Origin of the sequence: Arthrobacter sp. H5 (assembly GCF_000520595.1) — a bacterium.
GTDB lineage: Bacteria > Actinomycetota > Actinomycetes > Actinomycetales > Micrococcaceae > Arthrobacter_D.
Genome location: NZ_KI914991.1, coordinates 50,176 through 69,937 on the forward strand (window position 1 = coordinate 50,176; position 19,762 = coordinate 69,937).

Below are 19,762 nucleotides of genomic sequence, written 5' to 3' on the forward strand. Positions count from 1 at the left end.
CGCATAAACCCGGCTCAAAAGGCACAACTCCGGTATCATCGGGAACGTTGACCCACCCGGGTTGAGATGGAGAACTCCCGTGACTGAGTCGTGGCTGTCAGCTGATGACATCGCAGTCCATCTCGGCGTGACCAAGGACACCGTCTACACGTGGATCGCCGACAAAGGCATGCCCGCGCACAAGATCGGCCGCCTCTGGAAGTTCCAGGCGAGCGAGGTCGACGACTGGGTTCGAGGTGGCGGTGCCGCCGCACCAGGCGGTCCCGATACCGACTGATTGACGTCACTTCGCGCATGGTCTCCGACATCGATGTCCGAGGCTCCAGATATCCTGATCGACTGCCTAAAACCGGAAGGAGGGCCTGTTGACAATGAGTACCGACGCGCAAGATCGCTACGCGCTGTCTTTCACCAGCGGTGGTCTCCTGGCTCGTGAGGCCGATGTGGTCGCGTCAGTGTACTTGCGTGAGCGCGACTGGGTGGCAGTTCGGCGTATCGTCACGGAGGGCAACCTACTTCAGGCACGGACCTCCTCGTCCAGCGTGCGCGTGACGCGCGAGACGGTCCAGCGGATCAGCGTCTTGGATGACGCGGAGCTGGAACTCCTCGTCGAGTCGAGTCTGACCGAGCGGTGCCACCTGATGTGGGTGGCAGCGTGCCGCCGGTACGAGTTGATCGGAGACTTCGCGGAGGAAGTGCTCCGCGAACGCTTCCTGCTGCTCACCCCGACGCTCAGCATCGACGACTTTGATCGGTTCCTCACCGGCAAGAGTCTCTGGCATCCCGAACTCGACGAGTTGAAGGCAACCACTCGTATCAGGTTGCGTCAGAACCTGTTCCGAATGCTCTACGAGGCCGGATTGTGCAGCGAGGACGGTGCCATCGTTCCGGCTGTGCTCTCCGAGCGCATCGTCGAGCGGCTCGCAGCTCGCACCCCGAGTGACATTCGATTCCTTCCGACCGATCTGCAGACCGAGGCGAGCGCGCGATGAAGATCACAGCTGAGCGAAATCTCCACACAGAAGAGGGCCATGTCTACGAGGTGCTGCGCAGCCAGCGTTTCCTCAACATGGAGGGTCTTTCCAAGGAAGTGCCGTTCTTCATCTACCACTACCCGCCGAGCTGGGCGGTAGACGTGGAGGCCACCCGTGACCGCGTGATCACCAAGCTCCGCAGTGACGATGGTCTCACTGTCGTCGACATCAACCTGTACGACCTTGCCATCAAGCTACTGACCGACCGTGGAGTGTGGGATCGGATCCTGGAGTTGGAGCCCACGCAGGATAAGTATGAATTCCGCGAAACCCTCCAAGGGATGCTCGATCCGCACGACCACCTCGCGCCCGTGATCCGTGAACAGTTGGCCAAAGACCCGAGCGACATGGTCTTCCTCACCGGCATCGGTGAGGTCTTTCCCTTTGTTCGCACCCACACGGTGCTGGAGAACTTGCAAAGCGTCGTGGTCGGAAGGCCGATGCTCGCGTGGTTCCCGGGAACGTACGAGTTCACCCAGGCACGCGGTCACCAGCTCCGCGCGCTCAACCTCAGTGCCAGCGATAGCTACTACCGCGCCAAAGACATTTTGGAACAGGAAGCATGACGATGACCCAGATCAACGAGATCTTCGCTAAGAACATCCAGCGTCCGATCGAGGGCGTCATCAAGGCGGATGACACGTCCCAGCTCGGCGTCGAGGTCGAAGAATACGTTCTCACCAACGAGGCCGCCAAAGGCGTCGAGCAGGTCCTTGAGGCGTACACGAACTACACCAACGCCAACGGAGTGTGGATCTCAGGCTTCTTCGGCTCGGGCAAGTCGCACCTCCTCAAGATGCTCGCCCACCTCCTGGGTGACATCGAGGGGCACGACTACCCGCGCAGCAAAGTTTCGGAGCACTTCCGCGACAAGGCAAACGACGCGTTCCTCCCCGCGTTGATCGCTCGGTCTGACAGCATTGCGGCCAGAAGCCTGCTGTTCAACATTGATCAGAAGGCGACGCTGATCAGCAAGGATCAGAACGACGCCCTGCTAAAGGTCTTCGTCAAAATCTTCGACGAATCGCGCGGCTACTACGGCAACCAGGGCCACATCGCTCGTTTTGAGCGCGACCTCGATGGCCGCGGACAGTACGACGCGTTCAAGGGTGCGTTCGAACGTCTCGCGGGTATTCCCTGGTCGCAAGGCCGTGAACAGAGCGCGCTTGAAGCGGGCAACATTGACAAGGCATTCGCTGAAGTCAACGGCAGTGCGAGCCCCGGCATCATCCGCCAGTACAGCGCGTCGTACTCGGTCTCGATCGAAGACTTCGCGGACGAGGTGGCCGGGTGGCTCGCCGATCAGCCTGAGGGGTTCCGGCTCAACTTCTTCGTTGATGAGGCTGGCCAGTTCATCGGCTCGAACACACAGCTGATGCTGAACCTGCAGACCATTGCTGAGTCTCTGGCCACGAAGTGCAAAGGCCGCTCGTGGATTTTCGTGACCTCCCAGGAGGACATGGAGAAGGTCGGCGGCGACCGCACCAAGGCACAGGCGAATGATTTCTCCAAGATCCAGGCACGCTTCGCGAACCGGGTCAAGCTCACCAGCCAAGACGTCGAAGAGGTCATTCGCAAGCGCCTGCTCGCCAAGAATGAAGCGGGCGCAGCCGAGGTCGCCGAGATCTACGCTGCAGAGCACGCGAACTTCAAGACACTGTTCGACTTCGTCGATGGCGGCCGCTACCCGAACTACCGCGACGAAGAACACTTCGTCGGCGCATACCCATTCGTGAGCTACCAGTTCCCGCTTTTTCAATCCGCGATCGAGGGCATCAGCGACCACAACATCTTCGAAGGCCGCAACAGCTCAGTCGGTGAGCGGTCCATGCTCGGCGTCGTGCAGGAGGTCGCGAGCGCCCTGACCGATAAGCCGCTGGGGCAGCTTGCGTCGTTCGACCAGATGTTTGCGGGCATCCGGGCATCGCTGAAGTCGGCGAACCAGCGCGCGATCTTGAACGCCGAAAGCAGCGGCAAGCTCAGCGAACTCGCGATCCGACTGCTCAAAGCCCTATTCCTCGTGAAATACGTCGAGGGCTTCAAAGCGACGCCCCGCAACCTCACTGTGCTGGTCTACGACCGCTTCGGAACCGATCTGACTACTTTGTCGAAAGACGTGATCGAAGCGCTAGCTGCGCTGGAGGCGCAGACCTACATTCAGCGCAACGGTGACGTGTATGACTATCTCACCAACGAAGAGCAGAAGATCGAGCAGGAGATCAAGAACGTCGACATCGACTCGTCCGAGGTGTCGAAGAAGCTCTCTGACCTGCTCACTCAGTCCGTCGTGAAGCTCACGAAGGTGGTGTACGCCAAGAACGGCCAGACCTTCCCGATCGGGTACAAGCTCGATGGCCAGTCGATGAGCAAGCAGTACGAGCTGGCGTTGCACTTCACGAGCCCCGACACGGAGTTCAGCCTGGAGCAGATCAAGGCACACAGCGCCGGGCTCGACGAGTTGCGGGTCGTCCTCCCGGGCGACAGCGAACGAATCCTCGCAGACTTGCGCCTCCAGCTGAAGACTGAGAAATACGTCAAACGCGCACACGGCAGCAGTCGCACGGCGATCGAGCAGACGATTTTGCAGGCCAAAGGTACCCAGAACGCGGAGCGCGAGAAGGAGATCGTCGAACGCCTCCGCGGCGCCGTCGGCCGCGCTACCCTCGTTCACAATGCCGGGGTGATCGACGTGTCGGCAGCTGATCCGGTGAGCCGGATCAGCATTGGTTTCGAGCGGGTGATCGCTGCGACGTACACGAACCTTGCGCTGCTGGGCGGCAAGACGTTCGGCGAGCAGCAGCTCTCATCGTTGGTCAATCCACCTGACGGCGGCCTCGTCGACGAAGTGGCGAGCGTGCTCACCGTGCCCGGCGATGATGTGCTCGGCCACCTCGAGATGCGCGGCAAGCGCCACGAGCAGGTCACGATGAAGCATCTGCTGGAGAAGTACACGATCAAGCCGTACGGCTGGGACCAGTGGTCGGTCGCCGCGGTCGTCGCCTACCTCGCGGGTGTATCCAAGATTGAGCTCGCCCTAAACGGCAAGCTACTTAAGCGCACCGAGATCACCGGCGCACTGCGCAACACGCAGAGCTACCCGAATATGGTTATTGCCCCGCAGAGGGTGTTCGACCAGAAGACGATCTCTGCGTTCCGCAAGTTCACTGTCGAGTTCACCGACGAGGGAGCGATCTCGAAGGACCCGCTGGAGCTTGCTCGTACCGGCAAGGAACTCCTCGACAAGAAACTCGTCGAACTTAAGGGACTCGCCATGGGGTCGCGCTATCCCTCCATCGACCAGCTTGACGAACCGGTCAAGTTGCTCACTGAACTATGCAACCACCCGGCCGAATGGTTCATCACCGAGTTCTCGGGACTCGACGAACTGCTTGAGCTCAAGGACAGTGTGATTGACCCGATCAAGCAATTCCTCAACGGTGCCCAGCGAGGAATCTACGACAACGCCGCGGCGTTTATGCAGGCGAACCAGTCGAACATCAGCTACCTGCCCACAGGAGCGACAGATGCTGTCGCGCTACTGCTCGAAGACCCAAACGTCTTCCGCGGCGCCAAGATCAACCAACTCGGCACCGCCGTGTCCGCGATCGAAGATCAGATCGCCACTGTCATTGATCACCAGCGAGCAGAGGCGGTCGCCGAGATCAACGCCCGCTGGCAGCAAGTTCCCGCCAGCAGGGCGTTCTTGGACGCGTCCGACGCTGCGCAGCGATCGGTCACAAGCAAGGCGCAGGGCCTGCTCGCCCGTGTGCAAAGCGAGGCTCAAATTCCGGTGATTCGGAACATCGCTGCCACATTCGCCGATACGACCTATCCCGAGATTTTCGACGAGCTCGTCGCCGCAGCACCTGCACCGGACCTACCAGCAGATCCTGGCCCGGACGCGGAGGGCGAGCTCGCAACCAATGTCCTCCCGGTGAAGCAGGCTGTCGCGTTCAAGCGCCTAGCGCTGCCGGGAGCCGGTGAAGTATTGGAGGACGCCGACGACGTCGAACGGTATCTTGACCGGCTCCGCGAGACACTTCTCGCCACGATCAACGACAACAAGCGCATCACGCTCTAGGAGACGCATATGGATACCAAACCCTTAGAGCGCTTCGCCACCTCGGCCCGCCGCGAACTCATCAACGCCGTTGACGCTCAAGCCACTGCCGTGCTCGTCGCAGGATCGGTCGCGCGCAGTGAACGAGCCGAAGTTGTCAAGAAGCTCGAAGCCGAGATCGGGCGCCACGGACGCCAACACGTCATCGAGAAAGTCGCCTACATCTGGTTCAACCGCATCATTGCCCTGCGCTTCATGGATGCCCGCGGCTACACCGACGCCGGAGTTGTCTCCCCCGCGCAGGGGCAAGCGCACGGCCAGCCAGAGATCCTCGCTGACGCCAAACGCGGCAACCTTGACGTCGAGGTCGTAATGAACACCCGCATGGCCGATGCGATTGTCGGCCTCCTCGATGGCACGCGGCGCAGTACCGACGCCGAGGGCGAGGCCTACGCACTCCTCCTCACCGAGTACTGCCGCTACTGGCACAAGTCGATGCCGTTCATGTTCGAGCGCGAGGGCGATTACACCGAGCTGCTTGTGCCGACCGGTCTACTCGCCGACGGCTCAATCCTGTCGCGCGCGCGCGCGGCGCTCACTGAAGAGGTCTGCGACGATGTCGAGGTGATTGGTTGGCTTTACCAGTTCTATATTTCCGAGCGGAAGAACGAAGTCTTCGAGGGATTCAAGGCAAAGGGCAAGGCCCGCAAACTTGCGGGGCCAGAAGAGATCCCAGCCGCCACCCAACTTTTCACCCCGCACTGGATCGTCCGCTATCTCGTCGAAAACTCCGTCGGTCGCTTGTGGATGTTGAATCGACCCACCTCACGGCTCGTCGACCAGATGGACTACTACATCGCGCCAGTCGACGACGATCCCGACTTCCTCAAGGTCAGCAAGCCCGAAGAGCTAACGGTGATCGACCCGGCCTGTGGCTCGGGCCACATGCTTACTTATGCCTTCGACCTGCTCTATGCGATTTACGAGGAAGAAGGGTATGCGCCCTCCGAGATTCCCAGCCTGATCCTCACTCATAACCTTCACGGCACCGAAATAGACCCGCGCGCGGGTTCGCTCGCCGCATTCGCGCTCACGATGAAGGCGCGCACCAAACAGCGGGCTTTCTTCAATAAGCAAGTTGAGCCGCGCATCTGCGCGATAGAGCCCATGTCGTTCGGCCCCGAGGCGCTGGAGTTCCTCGTAACACGAAGTGGTAACCGTCAAGAGGAGGAAGCCTTCTGGAATCAGTTCGCTGAGGCCGACACGTTCGGGTCACTCCTCCAGCCTGACCCTGCTCTGACCTCCAGCCTTGCGCAGCACCTGGATTCACTTGACGATCACGGTGACATGCTAAAGGCCGATGTCATCGAGTGGGCGAACCGAGTCGTAGCTCAAGCTGAGTACCTCACGGCAAGGTACTCCGTCGCCGTTGCGAACCCTCCGTACATGGGCTCCAAGAATATGGCTGCGCTGCTCGCAGAGTTCGCCCAGGATCGCTACCCCGATTCGAAGGCTGACCTCTTCGCCATGTTCATCGAGCGGTGCCAGAACCTAGTTGGCGCCCAAGGTGGGCTGGTAGCGATGATCACCATGCACTCATGGATGTTCCTTGCATCGTTCGAGATGCTCCGAGCCAAACTTCTCCGGGACGCCCCCCCGACCACGATGGCGCATCTTGGTGAGCGCGCGTTCGACTCAATTGGCGGTTCGGTTGTCTCGACAACAGCCTTCGTACTCCAGGTGGGGCAAGGGCAGGCGGAGGAAGGTGTGTATCTGCGCCTGATTGACGGCAGGAACGAAGCAGAGAAGGCGACTTCCGCTCGCGTCGCGATCAAAGGCATAGCGGACCAGGTTTTATACCGGGTTCAGCCGCGGTCGTTCATATCGTTGCCTGGGGCGCCACTGGCCTACTGGTTCCCGACCACTCTGCTGGAAGCTTTCAGAACCTCACCATCGTTGGACACGACCGCTCGCGCGGCGAAGGGTCTCGTCACCGCAGACAATGCGACGTTCGTTCGGCAATGGTGGGAGACTTCCCATTCAAGGATTGGCTTCGGGTATCTCGACAGAGCAAGCGCCAAGCTATCGGGCGTGCGCTGGTTTCCATACGCGAAGGGTGGAGACTTCCGGAGGTGGGCGGGCAACCTTGAGGCCGTCGTCAACTGGGAAAAGGACGGGCATCTCATCCAGACCACTTTGACGGACGACGGCTCCCGTGTGCGGGCAACGAACTTCAATCTCGACCGAATCTTCAAGCCGAGCATCGCCTGGACGGTTGTGACGACGAATGATCCGTCATTCCGCAAGGTCGAGGCTGGATACCTTTTCGATGCTGCGGCAGGACTGTGTCAGTCGACGGACGACGGTTATACGCTCGCGCTCTTGAACTCGTCGTCTGTGAAGCAGGTTCTTGCGGGCCTCAATCCGACGATGAACCTTCACCCTGGTTACCTCGGTGCGGTTCCTGCACCGGCGGACGATGCGCGCAATACGGTGCGTGCTGCAGCTACTCGTGCGGTTGAACTTTCCCGCGAGGACTGGGCCACTCAAGAACGCTCTTGGGACTTCGAATCGAGTCCGCTTGTCGGACGAGGATCTTCGCTTCCCGCCGCCATCGACGACGCGCAGCTCGCGTGGTCATCATGGGTCACGGAGTTGCATTTGATCGAGCAGCAGAATGACCTCCACTTCGCGAAATTGTTTGGTTTCGACGGTGAGGTTGAGGTGGCGCCGATAAACCGTGTCTCACTAGCCGTGAATCCGAGCTTTACCTACGTTGGACATCCATCTGAGCAGGCGCGCAATGCGCAGCGCGACGACGCAGTCCGTGACCTCGTTTCTTTTGCAGTTGGCTGCATGTTCGGGCGTTACAGCCTCGATGCGCCGGGGCTGATCCTTGCTGACCAGGGCGCGACGTTGAAGGATTACCTAACTAAGGTCCCGACCCCGTCACTTATGCCGGACGCGGACAACGTGATCCCCTTCGTTGACGGTGGGTGGTTCGAGGACGACATCGTGGAGCGGTTCCGCCAGTTCCTTCGAGCAGCCTTTGGTTCCGAGCGTTTCGAGGAGAATCTGCGGTTCGTTGAGTCGTCGCTGGGAGTGACGACCCTGCGTGAATATTTCATCACGAAGACGGGCAAATCCAAGTTCTACGACGATCACGTGCAGCGGTACAAGAAGCGTCCGATCTATTGGATGTTCTCCAGCCCGAGGGGTTCTTTCAACGCGCTGATCTACATGCACCGTTACACACCGTCGATGGCCTCGACTGTGCTGAACGAGTACCTGCGCGAGTACCGCGCCAAATTGGAGGTCGCGCTTTCCAACGCTGAGCTGGCGAAAGAACAGAAGGAGGCCGACCGGCTCCGCAAGGTGCTTGTCGAGCTCACGGAGTACGAGCATGATGTGCTCTACCCTCTGGCGACGCAGCAGATTGCGATCGACCTCGACGATGGCGTGAGGGCCAACTACCCGAAGTTCTACCCGGCACTGAGGAAGATCACTGGGCTGGAGACTGCCGAGTGAGCAAAGCGCCTTCGATCCAAGATCACCTCACCGCGCGGTTCAACGAGAACCGGTTGGTGATTTGGCGCGATCCCGACGAAAGTTACTTCGACGGCCTCGATGCGCAGGTTCCTTCCGGCGTCACAGTGCTGCACATCGCGCACGACGAGTTCGCAATCAAATACCGAGTCCTGCGAGAAGAACCCTCTGCGAAGTTCTTGCTCTATCGTCCTGGTGTTGTGCTGGAGGGGGCAGACAACTGGTTGCTCGATCTAGAGCTGGCGTATGGCACCTTCAGTGCCGACCGCGGTGCGCTCATCCGTGGAGACCTTGGGCTCACCGCTCACGGTGCAGACGAATTGGTCGCCAAGCACGAGGCGTTCTTCGGCAATGCCAAGTCGGTAGCCAAGCTCAAAGCACTGCTGCACGATGGGGATGACCTTGTCATGGTGCAGGCCAAGATGTGTGCTGCCGTGCTTGGGCAGAATGGACTCAGTTTCTCAGAGCTCACCCGCACACTACTGGTCCAGCACGCAAGCAACGACCCTTCTGGCTACGATGCACTCGTAAAACAGAACCTTGCCGACTTCTATTGGCGAGGAGCGGCGAATATCTACGGCTACAAGTCTGATTCGCCGAGCACGGCCGGGTTTGTGCTCTGGACATTCGCGCAAGCCAAGGACGGTTTTGCCGCGTCGACGTCTAACGCGGCACGCAACATCGAGATCGACTTCCGCAGTTTCCGCGACAACCGCCAGAGCACCAGTGCGCTGAAGTTGCTTGCGAAGCAGGCTGAGAAGGACCTCGACTACGCCGACCAGGCATCCTCGCTGTCTCTGATTGATCTTGTCGCCGCGGACACCTTCGATGCGGGGGAGAAGGAGATCATCCGTCGACTGATCGACGGCATCTCTACCCAGACGATGTCGACCCGCGACATCGCCGAGACGATCCGAACTCGACGACGCGACAGCGTGTGGTTCGACGACTACGCGACGCTGTACGCAGCGCTCGACGCAGCGGCCGAGCTGCTCCCGGCGATCAGGTCAGCTCGGCTCGATGTGTCCAGCTTCGATGAGGGGATCATCCTCTACCGTGATGATCTCTATCGGATTGATCAGCTGTACCGCCAGTACACGTACGCGGCGCAGACGGCGGAGTTTAAGCATCCGCTGGAGGCGCTGACGGAGCAGGTCGAGAACGCCTACGTCACCGACTTCTTGTTCAAACTCGGCACGAACTGGCAGGGCCAAGTCGACGTGGTTGAGCGGTGGAAGACGCCCGCGGTTACCTCGCAGTCGTCGTTCTACGACCACTACGTTGCACCAATCGTGCGCGGTGGTCGGAAGAAGGTGGTCGTCGTGATCTCGGATGCCATGCGGTACGAGGTCGCCGACGAGCTGCACTCCCGAATTCGCGGCGAGAACAAGTTCGAGGCAAAGCTTGACGCGATGCTCGGTGTGCTGCCGAGCTACACCCAGCTCGGCATGGCCGCGCTGCTACCCCACATGGTACTCGCGCACTCGGCCAACGGAGACCCCGTGCTGGTGGATGGTCAACGCTCCGATGGCACGGCCAACCGCACCAAGATACTGAGTGCTGTCAGCGGTGCGGCGATCCAGGCCAAAGACTTCCAGAAGATGAAGCCGACTGAACGGCGTGACCTGTACGCCGCCAACCAGGTGCTGTACGTCTACCACGACACGATCGATGCGACCGGTGATAAAGCGGTCTCCGAACACCGAACCTTCAAGGCTGCGGCTGACGCGATCGAGGAACTAGTCGGTCTCGTGAAGGCGCTCGCCAGCGCGAACGCGACCAACATCTTCGTCACCGCGGACCATGGATTCCTCTATCAAGAGAGCAGGCTCGCGCCGCAGTTCAACCTCACAGTCAAGCCGCAGGGTGACGCAATTCTGGTCGAGAACCGTCGCTACGTGCTTGGTCGTGGGCTCAAGGATGACACGGCGTTCCGAAAGTTCCGGCCAGAACAGATTGGGCTGACCAGTGATCTTGAGGTGCAGATCCCGAACTCGATCTGCCGCATCACCAAGCCTGGTGCTGGCTTCCAGTTCGTGCACGGTGGTGCTGCGCTGCAGGAGATCGTGATCCCAGTGCTCACGATCAACAAGGGTCGCTCTGACACGGTCGAGTTGGTCAACGTGGACATCCACCCAGAGACCGACAAGATCACCACCGGGCAGGTCGTGCTCAAGCTCTATCAGTCGATGCCGGTCACCGACCAGCGCATCGGTCGCAGACTGCGCGCGGGACTCTACTTTGGCGACGCGCTGATCTCCGACCAGAAAGAGTTGGTCTTTGACCAGGAGAGCGCCGAGGGTCGCGACCGGTTCCAGAGCGTGCGACTGCTGTTGAGCAAGGATGCGGACGCGGCCAACAATCGGGCCGTGGAGTTCCGTCTGGAGCAGCCAATCCCCGGCACCGACGTGTGGAAGAAGTACAAGAGCGCGCCGTACACGATCAAGCGTTCCTTCTCCTCGGACTTTGACTTCTAAGGACAGCTGATGAGCGACGATATCGATCTGACCAAGACGACTTTGGCCGAGGAGCCCGCTGACTCCGGGATGCCCGAAGCCGCGTCGGGCGAGCCGACGGCGCTGGACCGCAAGATCAATCAGTACTTCGGTGGGGCGGTAGTCCGTAAGGACCTCGTCAAGACGGTCAAGGGCAACGCGATCGTGCCCTCGTACGTGCTGGAGTATCTGCTCGGTCAGTACGCGGCATCCGATGACGAGGCGACGATCCAAGCGGGCATCGATCGTGTGCGGGACATCCTCGCGCAGCACTATGTCCATCGCAACGAGTCAGAACTGGTCAAGTCGAAGATCAAGGAGCGCGGGCGCTACCGGATTATCGACAAGGTCAGCGTCACGCTGAACGAGAAGGACGACGTGTACCAGGCGTCATTCGCGAACCTCGGGATCAGCGGTGTCATCGTCGACTCGGCAACCCTGAACGCACACCAGAAGCTGCTCGTCGGCGGCGTCTGGTGCTTGTGCGACGTCGAGTACTTCCACACCGAAGATGCCCGCGCCTCGCCCTGGATCCTCGGATCACTCAAGCCGATTCAGATGTCAAACTTCGATTACGACGCCTACCTGTCAGCAAGGGCGGAGTTCACTTCTGATGAGTGGATCGACCTGCTCGTTCAGTCGATCGGATTCGATCCTGAGATGTTCGGACGTCGGGCGAAGCTGCTGCAGCTGGTGCGCCTCATCCCGTTCGTAGAGCGCAACTACAACCTCGTCGAGCTTGGGCCCAAGGGCACCGGTAAGTCCCACATCTACTCCGAGTTCTCGCCGCACGGCATGCTCATTTCTGGTGGTGAAGTGACCGTGCCGAAGTTGTTTGTGAACAACGCGAATGGGCGTCTCGGTCTTGTCGGGTACTGGGACGTTGTTGCATTCGATGAGTTTGCGGGCAAGAAGAAGCGCACCGACAAGGCGATCGTCGACATTATGAAGAACTACATGGCGAACAAGTCGTTCTCCCGTGGCGTGGAAACTCTTGGCGCTGAGGCCTCGATGGTATTCATTGGCAACACCTCCCACACCGTTCCGTACATGCTCAAAAATTCTGATCTGTTCGACGAACTGCCTGAGAGCTACCACGACCCCGCCTTCCTCGACCGGTTGCATTTCTACATCCCCGGCTGGGAAGTGGACACGATCCGCAGCGAGATGTTCTCGAACGGCTATGGATTCGTCGTCGACTACATTGCCGAAGTGCTGAAGTCGATGCGAAATCTCGACTACTCCGACCGCTATCAGCAGCACTTCACCCTCGGTTCAGACATCTCGACCCGAGACCGCGACGGCATCCACAAGACATTTTCGGGGTTGATGAAACTCATCTACCCCCACGGTGACGCCACCGCCGAGCAGATCGAGGAACTGCTGCGCTTTGCGATCGAAGGGCGCAAGCGAGTCAAGGATCAGATCCTGCGGATCGACGCCACGATGACAGCCGTGAAGTTCGGCTACAACTCGGTCAGCGGGGGCTGGTCGACGGTTACGACGCTTGAGGAGGACGAGTACCCCGGGCATTACCATCGAGGCGGCTCGGTCACCCCTACTGGCGAAGCATCGGCCGGGACTGAAGCGCCGATGTCGTCCACAACGCCGACGTCATCGGTTCCCGTGCTCGTACCCGAATCCGTTCAGGCGGACTTGTACCACGGGCAGCGGGACTTCGTTGAGAACCAGCGAGGCATCTCCTACGAGACGTTGCTCATGCCGTATCTGCAGGGCGCAACCGAGATTGAATTGCACGACCCTTACATTCGTCTGGGGCACCAGGGGCGCAATCTTGTAGAGCTGCTCGCGCTGATCGCCGCGGCGAAGGACCCGGCCGACGAGGTGACTTTCAACCTGTTCACTGTGCTTGACGACGATCCCGAGTATCAGCCGAAGCAGCTCCGGATGCTCAACGACATCGTGCAAGGCGCGGCCCAACAGGGCATCAAGGTGAACGTGGCTAAGGACCCCGGCGGTCACGACCGCTGGATCCGAACCGACACCGGATGGCGAGTCAACCTCGGCCGGGGCCTTGATATCTTCCAGAAGTCCGACGGCGGTTGGTTCGACTTCGGCACCAGTCGCCAGGAGTTCCGTCAGGTTCGCGCCTTCGGAGTTACGTACATTCGAGACGAGCCCGAGCATGGCTAAGTCTCGTGTACGAGGCAGCAGCGACCGACGAGCCATGAGTATGCGTCGCTTCGTGAGCGTATGCCAGGTAGGGGCCGACAGCTGTGTCTGAATCGTTGCCGGGTTACAGCCAGCGCGATACCCGAGAGGCGCCGGAACAGGCGCGGTTTGGCGAACACCTCCTCCTGACAGAAGTTGCCAAGCGGCTCGGCGGGGTGAAGAAGCAAGTCGAGTCATTGAGCACACCGCCCGAGAATTCAGTCCTTGGCCGTATTGACATACTGACGACACCGTTTAATACGTCAGAGATGGTTCAGATGTACTTGGCGGTCGCGATCGACAACCTGTGGACGCTCCATCGCTACGTCCGCAAAGTGAAAGAGATCCCGATGGTTGCGGCCTATTCTCTGATCCGGTCAGCGGTTGAGTCAACGTCTTACGGAATCTGGATTCTAAACGGACACGGCAATGATGTAAGGGCGCAGCGATCTCTCCGCGTCACTCTCAACGATTTTCAACAACACGCCACGCTGCAGAAGGTCTTTGGATCATACGAGTTTGACGTGCCTGATCTTGAGCAGATGATCCGTGACGCGAACACGAGGCTGCGGGGGCTTCAGGCAGAAGCGATCGACGATCGGCTCCAATCGACGGCGATCGTCAACGCTGTGGACGGATTCGTGGTGAAGCGGCGTTTCTTCAGCGGGCTACAGGTCTGGAGGGCCACGAGTGGCTAGAGTCATGCGAGTCAACCGGCGCTTTCCGTGCTGCTCGAACGGGCGCCAGACGGGACGCGAACCTCCCGCATGACGTTCGTAGCGGGATTTGCCTTGACCGCCATCGAAAATATCGAGCACCTGCTGTCACGTGTTATTGAAATATCAGAGCCGCTTCCGGTAAGAAGGACCCAGCCTGTTCGCTCGGACTAACTAGTCGAAGCAGTGAGTGATGCAAGTCGAACTCAGACCCGCAATTCCACACATGGCAAGCGGCTGCGCAAACTGATCAACATGCGGTTACGCCTCGCGACGAAGGACGCTTGCTCTCGGAGTTCTCTAACGTCGGGCGTGACCGTATGACTCACGCCTTCCATGCCCCACGCGTCTTGCAGATCGAGGTCGCGACCACTCGCGTGTGACTGCTGAAGTCACCGACCCTGCTTGTTCACCTCCTCCTTGATGGAGGGAAGGTGAGTTGCGGTGACGGTGTCGATGCGGGTGATGTCGGCTGGCGACGGCTACAAGTACCTGCTGCGCACAGTGGCGGCTGGTGACGGCGACCGGGACCTTTCGACCCCGTTGACGAGGTATTACAACGCGGACGGCACGCCGCCGGGACGCTGGATGGGCAGCGGCCTCCCAACGCTCGGAAGCGGGCAACTCCGCGACAGTGATGAAGTTACCGAGGCGCAGCTCCAACTGCTGATCGGAATGGGGCGTGACCCTCTCACAGGTGCCCCGCTGGGGCGTGCGTACCCGGCTTACAAGTCCGTGACTCAACGCGTTGAGGAGCGAGTCGGAACGCTCGATCCCGAGCTGGGGCCGACCGCTCGGGGCCGAGCAGTCGCGGCGATCGAGGCCGCGGAATCCGAGCGTGGCACACGACGAGCAGTGGCCGGATACGACTTCACCTTCTCCATCCCGAAATCCGCCTCCGTGCTGTGGGCTGTCGCTGACGCAGGAACGCAATCACTCATCGTCAACGCACATCACGCGGCGATTGCAGAAGTGGTTGCGTTCATGGAGCGCGAGGTTGCAGCCACTCGCGCCGGTGCAACCCCTGGGGATGGTGCGGTTGCGCAGGTCGAGGTGCGTGGGCTGATCGCGACAGCCTATGACCACTACGACTCGCGCGCGGGTGACCCCCACCTGCATACGCACGTCGTGATCAGTAACAAGGTGCAGACCGTGCTCGACAACAAGTGGCGAAGCCTGGACGGGCGCCCCCTCCACGCTGCAACGGTGGCGCTCTCCGAGTTCCACGAAGCGGTGTTCGCGGATCACCTCACGCGGCTCTTCGGGGTGGAGTGGGAAACACGTGATCGCGGACGAGACCGCAACGCGGCATGGGCCATAGCGAAGGTCCCAGAACAACTCGTGTCCGAGTTCTCGTCGCGCTCGCGGCATATCAACGAGGAGAAGGATCGGCTCATCGCCGCGTACGTGGAGAAGCACGGCAGACAACCCTCCCGCACGACGATCATCAAGCTGCGTGCCCAGGCGACACTCGCCACACGACCGGAGAAAGAGATCCACTCCCTCGCCGAACTCACCACTGAATGGAGGCATCGGGCGGGCAAGATCCTTGGTGTCGATGCAACTCGCTGGGCACGCGAGGTCATGGCGAATGAGGCGCCGTTGCTCCTGCGCGCTGATGATGTGCCGCTTGACGTAGTTCGTGGGCTGGGACAGAGCGTCGTGGCCACAGTCGGGGAAAAGCGTTCCACCTGGCGCCGCTGGAACCTCACCGCCGAAGCTGCCCGGCAAACGATGAAGTACCGTTTCGCCAGCACACGCGATCGCGAAGCGATCATCGGCATGGTTGTCGACGCTGCCGAGGCCGTGTCGATTCGGCTCACGCCGCCCGAACTGGCATCCAGCCCCGCCATCTTTCGCAGGAGCGATAAATCGTCGGTGTTCCGGCCGAAAAACTCCACGGTGTTCTCGTCGGGTGAGCTGCTTGACGCCGAGGAGCGCCTGCTTCAACTCGCTCACACAACGACGGGACCGACCGTCTCGCTGGAGACGGTCGAACGCATCGTGCGGAAGCCTGACCGTGAAGGGTTGGTTCTGGGCGAGGACCAAGCATCCGCGCTGATGGAGATCGCAGTGTCCGGTCGCATCGTCGATCTGCTTGTCGGCCCCGCTGGTGCCGGGAAAACGACCGCGATGAACGCGCTGCGCCGAGCGTGGGAGAAGGAACACGGCCAAGGATCTGTCGTTGGACTTGCGCCATCTTCGAGTGCGGCGCATGTACTCGCTGAGGATCTCGGGATCACAACCGAGAACACAGCGAAGTGGTGGCAGAACCACCTCCAATCCGGAGCGAGCTTCCAACCGGGTCAGCTCGTCATCGTCGATGAAGCGTCCCTCGCGGGAACGCTCTCGCTGGACCGAGTCACCCAGCTCGCTGCTGAGGCCAGGGCAAAGGTGCTCCTTGTCGGTGACTACGCACAGCTCCAGGCGGTCGACGCGGGGGGCGCATTCGGGCTGCTCACACATGACCGCGATGACGTTCCCGAACTCGTTGACGTTCACCGCCTCACGCACGACTGGGAAAAGCGCGCATCTCTCGAGCTCAGACACGGTCACACCGAAGCCATCGACACCTACGATGCGCACAATCGAATCGTTGACGGTGACACCGAAAGCGTGATTGATGCCGCCTACGCCGCATGGCGCACCGATCTCGTCGCGGGGCGCGCGACGGTTCTCGTCTCGGACTCCAACGAATCCGTGACAGCGCTCAACAACCGCGCACGGACCGATCTGATCCTCGACGGCACCGTCCGGGGGGCGCGCGAATCGGAGCTGCACGATGGGACACATGCGGCGTGCGGTGACATCGTGATCACGCGCCGCAATGACCGCCGTCTGCTGGCCGGACGCGGCGGGGTGCGTAACGGGGACCGCTGGAGCGTCGTCGATGCCCGACGCGATGGATCGATGCTCGTTCGACGCGCGGGAGGTTCGTGGGGGTCCAGCGTCCTTCTACCAGCTGACTACGTCGCGGAGCACGTCGAACTCGGCTACGCGGTCACCTCCTTCCGCGCGCAAGGCCTCACTACCGGAACGGCACACGTGCTCGTCGACTCGACGATGTCCCGGGAGAACTTCTACGTGGCGATGACACGGGGTCGTGATGCCAACGTCGCCTACGTCGCCGTCGACCAGCCCGACCCATCCCACGATGGTCCACATCCTGGTGAGAACGATGAAGTTACCGGCCGCAGCGTTCTCACCGGGGTGCTCCAGCACGTCGGCGCCGAACTTTCCGCGCATGAAACGATCGCCGTTGAACAAGAGTCCTGGGGAACGATCGCGCAGATTGCCGCCGAGTACGAGACGATCGCCGCGGCCGCGCAGCGCGACCGGTGGGCATCCCTAGTGCGAGCGTCCGGCCTCAGTGCTGAAGAAGCTGAAGAGGTTGTTGGCTCGGATGCGTTTGGTCCGTTGACTGCGGAACTGCGCCGAGCTGAAGCCAACCACCATGACTTGGTCGCGTTGCTCCCACGCCTCGGGCGAGCACGCGGTTTTGGGGATGCAGACGATATCGCTGCCGTGATCCGCCACCGACTGATCGCGGCCACTGCTCGGCCTGCCGGGTCGGGGCGCACACGAAAGCCAGCCCGGCTTATCGCGGGGCTCGTGCCCGAAGCGATGGGGTCGGTCGCTGATGACATGCGTCAGGCACTCGATGAACGTCATGGCCTCATCACGCAGCGAGCCGACGCAGTGATCGACAAAGCTATTGCCGACGGCGCGCAATGGATTGCGCAGCTCGGTGAACCGCCCGCTGCCGCGTCGCGGCGTGAGGGTTGGCGGCTGGCAACGCGCACGATCGCCGCGTATCGCGACCGGTACTCCGTCGCGACGCCGAGCCCGCTTGGGCTTCGACCCGAAGCTACGGCACAGCGAATCGATCACTCCAGGGCCGAAGCAGCGCTCACCGAGATTCGTCGGATGAACGCCGCGGCCAAGGGTGTTCAGTCCCATCGTGAGCCGTCTGAGCGGACTTCGGAGGGGCGGGTGCTCTGACCGCTGCCCAGTCGCGCCGGTACACGCTCGTACCGTCAACAAGCCGCGCTGAGGAAGATGAGCGATTACAGGCCGCGTGAATCGGGTGAGCGACGATCACACGCTGCAGCGATGCGAAATGCTCGTGACAGCTCCGCGTTGTGGTCGTTGCTCTTGTCCTTGTCGGCTAGTCGAAGAACGTCTTCGGAACCTGTGAGCAAACGGGCGCGTCTGTCTTGAATAAGGATATTGGAGCCATAGCTGGCGGTACTCGTCACGGGGCCAGGAACCGCACCCACAGCGCGTCCAAGTTTGGCGGCTTCGTCGGCGACACGCATCGATCCTGACCGCGCTCCCGCCTCAACGATCACCGTCGTCGAGGAAAGCGCGGCCATAATCCGGCCACGATCGAGAAACCGTTGCCGTGTTGGTGCAACACCCGGTGCAACCTCAGAAACGAGGAGACCTTGTTGCTCAATACGCGCAAACAGATCCGCGTGTCCAGCAGGGTATGCGCGATCGACCCCACCCGCGAGGACTGCAATCGTTCTTCCACCGGTCGCCAACGCCGACTGGTGTGCGACTGCTTCGATACCGTAGGCACCGCCAGCGACAACGACACGGCCACTGAGCGCGAGGTCACTGGCGAGTTCAATCGCCATATGGTCCCCATACGCGGTGGAGGCGTGCGCACCGGTCAGCGTGATGCGGTCGGCGAGAGGCTTGGCCAGCAGCGCAGTCTCGCCACGCGTCCAAAGTGCATATGGTGTGCGTGCTCCGAGATCGTTGAGGGCGACTGGCCAATCCTTCTCACCCGGAATCAGGACCAGGAGGCCTTGTCGCTCGAAGGTCGCCATCTGTGTGGCCAAGGTGTCGGCGCTGCTCACAGTGTGCAAGCGTTCGCGCCATACTGCCGCTGCGATTTGGTCGAGGCCGGGCACCGCGCCGTCAGCATCAGCGAGGCGGAGCAGTTCTACGGCGCCGACTCGGCCAACGAGACGACCTGTCGACGGATCATTCGGTGCAGCCACGAGCGAGAGAACGGTACGCGCGCTCCGCTCGTCGTGTCCGAGGGAAGAGAGGGAAGTCATCATCGGGCTCCTTCACAGCCAGTTGTCACCGTGAAGGTGCACAGCGCCGCCCTTTCGTATGTCGTTGGTCCGGCGTACCCTTGCAACCAGGCGACACACTCAATGTTCGCCATCGCCCACGCGATGGCATGACGGCCCTAGGCAGTCCTCCAAGGTTCAACGTTGCCGAGCCATGAGAGGACCGTTGTCATGTTTCGAATCATCTGGGTCGTCAGCATCCACCTCCGTAACTTCATGCGCAGGTTCATGCCCACCAACATCCTGCTCGACGCGATACGTACCCGACGTGGGCTCAAGTGGGGTGTGCCCGCGATGCTCCTCGCCATCCCGTATCTCTTCGCCGCGAGCATCTGCACGGCTCTGATCGACGGGGGAGCGCGGAATTTGTCAAGGTGAATGAGGCCAGTGGGAATTAGGCTGCTGCTTTTGTGTCGTTTTTCTCGGCTGGTTTGTTGATCCAGGCGGTGTTGGGGATGGCGAGGATTTTGGGGTCGTTGTTGGTGGTGAATCGTTCGGGTGTTTTTGCCCGTGCGGCGGCCAAGATTTTGGCTCGTTCGAGGGCTTTGCTGGCGGCCAGTCCGTAGTGGACATCCGCCGGTGTGTTGAGGCCGATTCCGGTGTGGCAATGGGTGTGGTTGTACCCGTCGACAAAGAAGTCCATGAACGC

Annotated in this window: 10 protein-coding genes and 2 pseudogenes; 10 read left to right on the forward strand and 2 right to left on the reverse strand. The window is 60.8% G+C overall.

Annotated elements, in window-relative coordinates; genetic code table 11:
* The first annotated feature begins 79 nt into the window (after positions 1 to 79).
* The 9 genes from Y708_RS0109770 (at position 80) to mobF (ending at position 18,025) form a co-directional block, all read left to right on the forward strand.
* Positions 80 to 277 (forward strand): helix-turn-helix domain-containing protein, encoded by a 198-nt coding sequence (locus tag Y708_RS0109770; protein ID WP_028279800.1) that lies wholly within the window; start codon positions 80 to 82, stop codon positions 275 to 277.
* A gap of 94 nt (positions 278 to 371) precedes the next feature.
* Positions 372 to 992, forward strand: a complete 621-nt coding sequence (locus tag Y708_RS24100; protein WP_035775880.1) for a DUF1819 family protein — start codon at positions 372 to 374, stop codon at positions 990 to 992.
* Positions 989 to 1,600 carry a DUF1788 domain-containing protein gene (locus Y708_RS0109780; protein ID WP_035775881.1) on the forward strand — a complete coding sequence of 204 codons (612 nt, stop codon included), beginning with the start codon at positions 989 to 991 and terminating at the stop codon, positions 1,598 to 1,600. Before Y708_RS24100 ends, Y708_RS0109780 begins: the two co-directional genes overlap by 4 nt.
* Positions 1,601 to 1,602: 2 nt before the next feature.
* Positions 1,603 to 5,115, forward strand: a complete 3,513-nt coding sequence (gene brxC, locus Y708_RS0109785) for a BREX system P-loop protein BrxC (RefSeq protein ID WP_155853802.1) — start codon at positions 1,603 to 1,605, stop codon at positions 5,113 to 5,115.
* Between the two features lie 9 nt (positions 5,116 to 5,124).
* The gene (pglX, locus tag Y708_RS0109790) at positions 5,125 to 8,622 is read left to right on the forward strand and encodes a BREX-1 system adenine-specific DNA-methyltransferase PglX (RefSeq protein WP_028279803.1); all 3,498 of its coding nucleotides are present in this window, start codon (positions 5,125 to 5,127) and stop codon (positions 8,620 to 8,622) included.
* Positions 8,619 to 11,117 (forward strand): BREX-1 system phosphatase PglZ type A, encoded by a 2,499-nt coding sequence (pglZ, locus tag Y708_RS0109795; RefSeq protein WP_028279804.1) that lies wholly within the window; start codon positions 8,619 to 8,621, stop codon positions 11,115 to 11,117. Before pglX ends, pglZ begins: the two co-directional genes overlap by 4 nt.
* 69 nt (positions 11,118 to 11,186) lie before the next feature.
* On the forward strand, positions 11,187 to 13,289 hold the full coding sequence (gene brxL, locus Y708_RS0109800) for a BREX system Lon protease-like protein BrxL (RefSeq protein WP_028279805.1): 2,103 nt from the start codon (positions 11,187 to 11,189) through the stop codon (positions 13,287 to 13,289).
* Positions 13,290 to 13,372: 83 nt separating this feature from the next.
* A complete protein-coding gene (locus Y708_RS0109805) occupies positions 13,373 to 14,005 on the forward strand; it encodes a hypothetical protein (protein ID WP_028279806.1) in 633 nt (210 codons plus the stop codon).
* Between the two features lie 462 nt (positions 14,006 to 14,467).
* Entirely contained in the window at positions 14,468 to 18,025 is a 3,558-nt protein-coding gene (gene mobF, locus Y708_RS0109810) for a MobF family relaxase (protein ID WP_028279807.1), read from the forward strand.
* A gap of 65 nt (positions 18,026 to 18,090) precedes the next feature.
* Here mobF and Y708_RS24105 read toward each other — a convergent pair whose 3' ends face one another.
* Complete coding sequence (locus Y708_RS24105) at positions 18,091 to 19,095, reverse strand: DNA-processing protein DprA (protein WP_051478868.1); 1,005 nt, start codon at positions 19,093 to 19,095, stop codon at positions 18,091 to 18,093.
* Between the two features lie 189 nt (positions 19,096 to 19,284).
* On the opposite strand from Y708_RS24105, the pseudogene Y708_RS24110 reads away from it, so the two are divergent.
* A pseudogene (locus Y708_RS24110) lies at positions 19,285 to 19,470 on the forward strand (sulfate permease); the annotation flags it as partial.
* A gap of 37 nt (positions 19,471 to 19,507) precedes the next feature.
* Here Y708_RS24110 and Y708_RS29795 read toward each other — a convergent pair.
* Positions 19,508 to 19,762 (reverse strand): annotated as a pseudogene (locus Y708_RS29795) (IS3 family transposase); the annotation flags it as partial.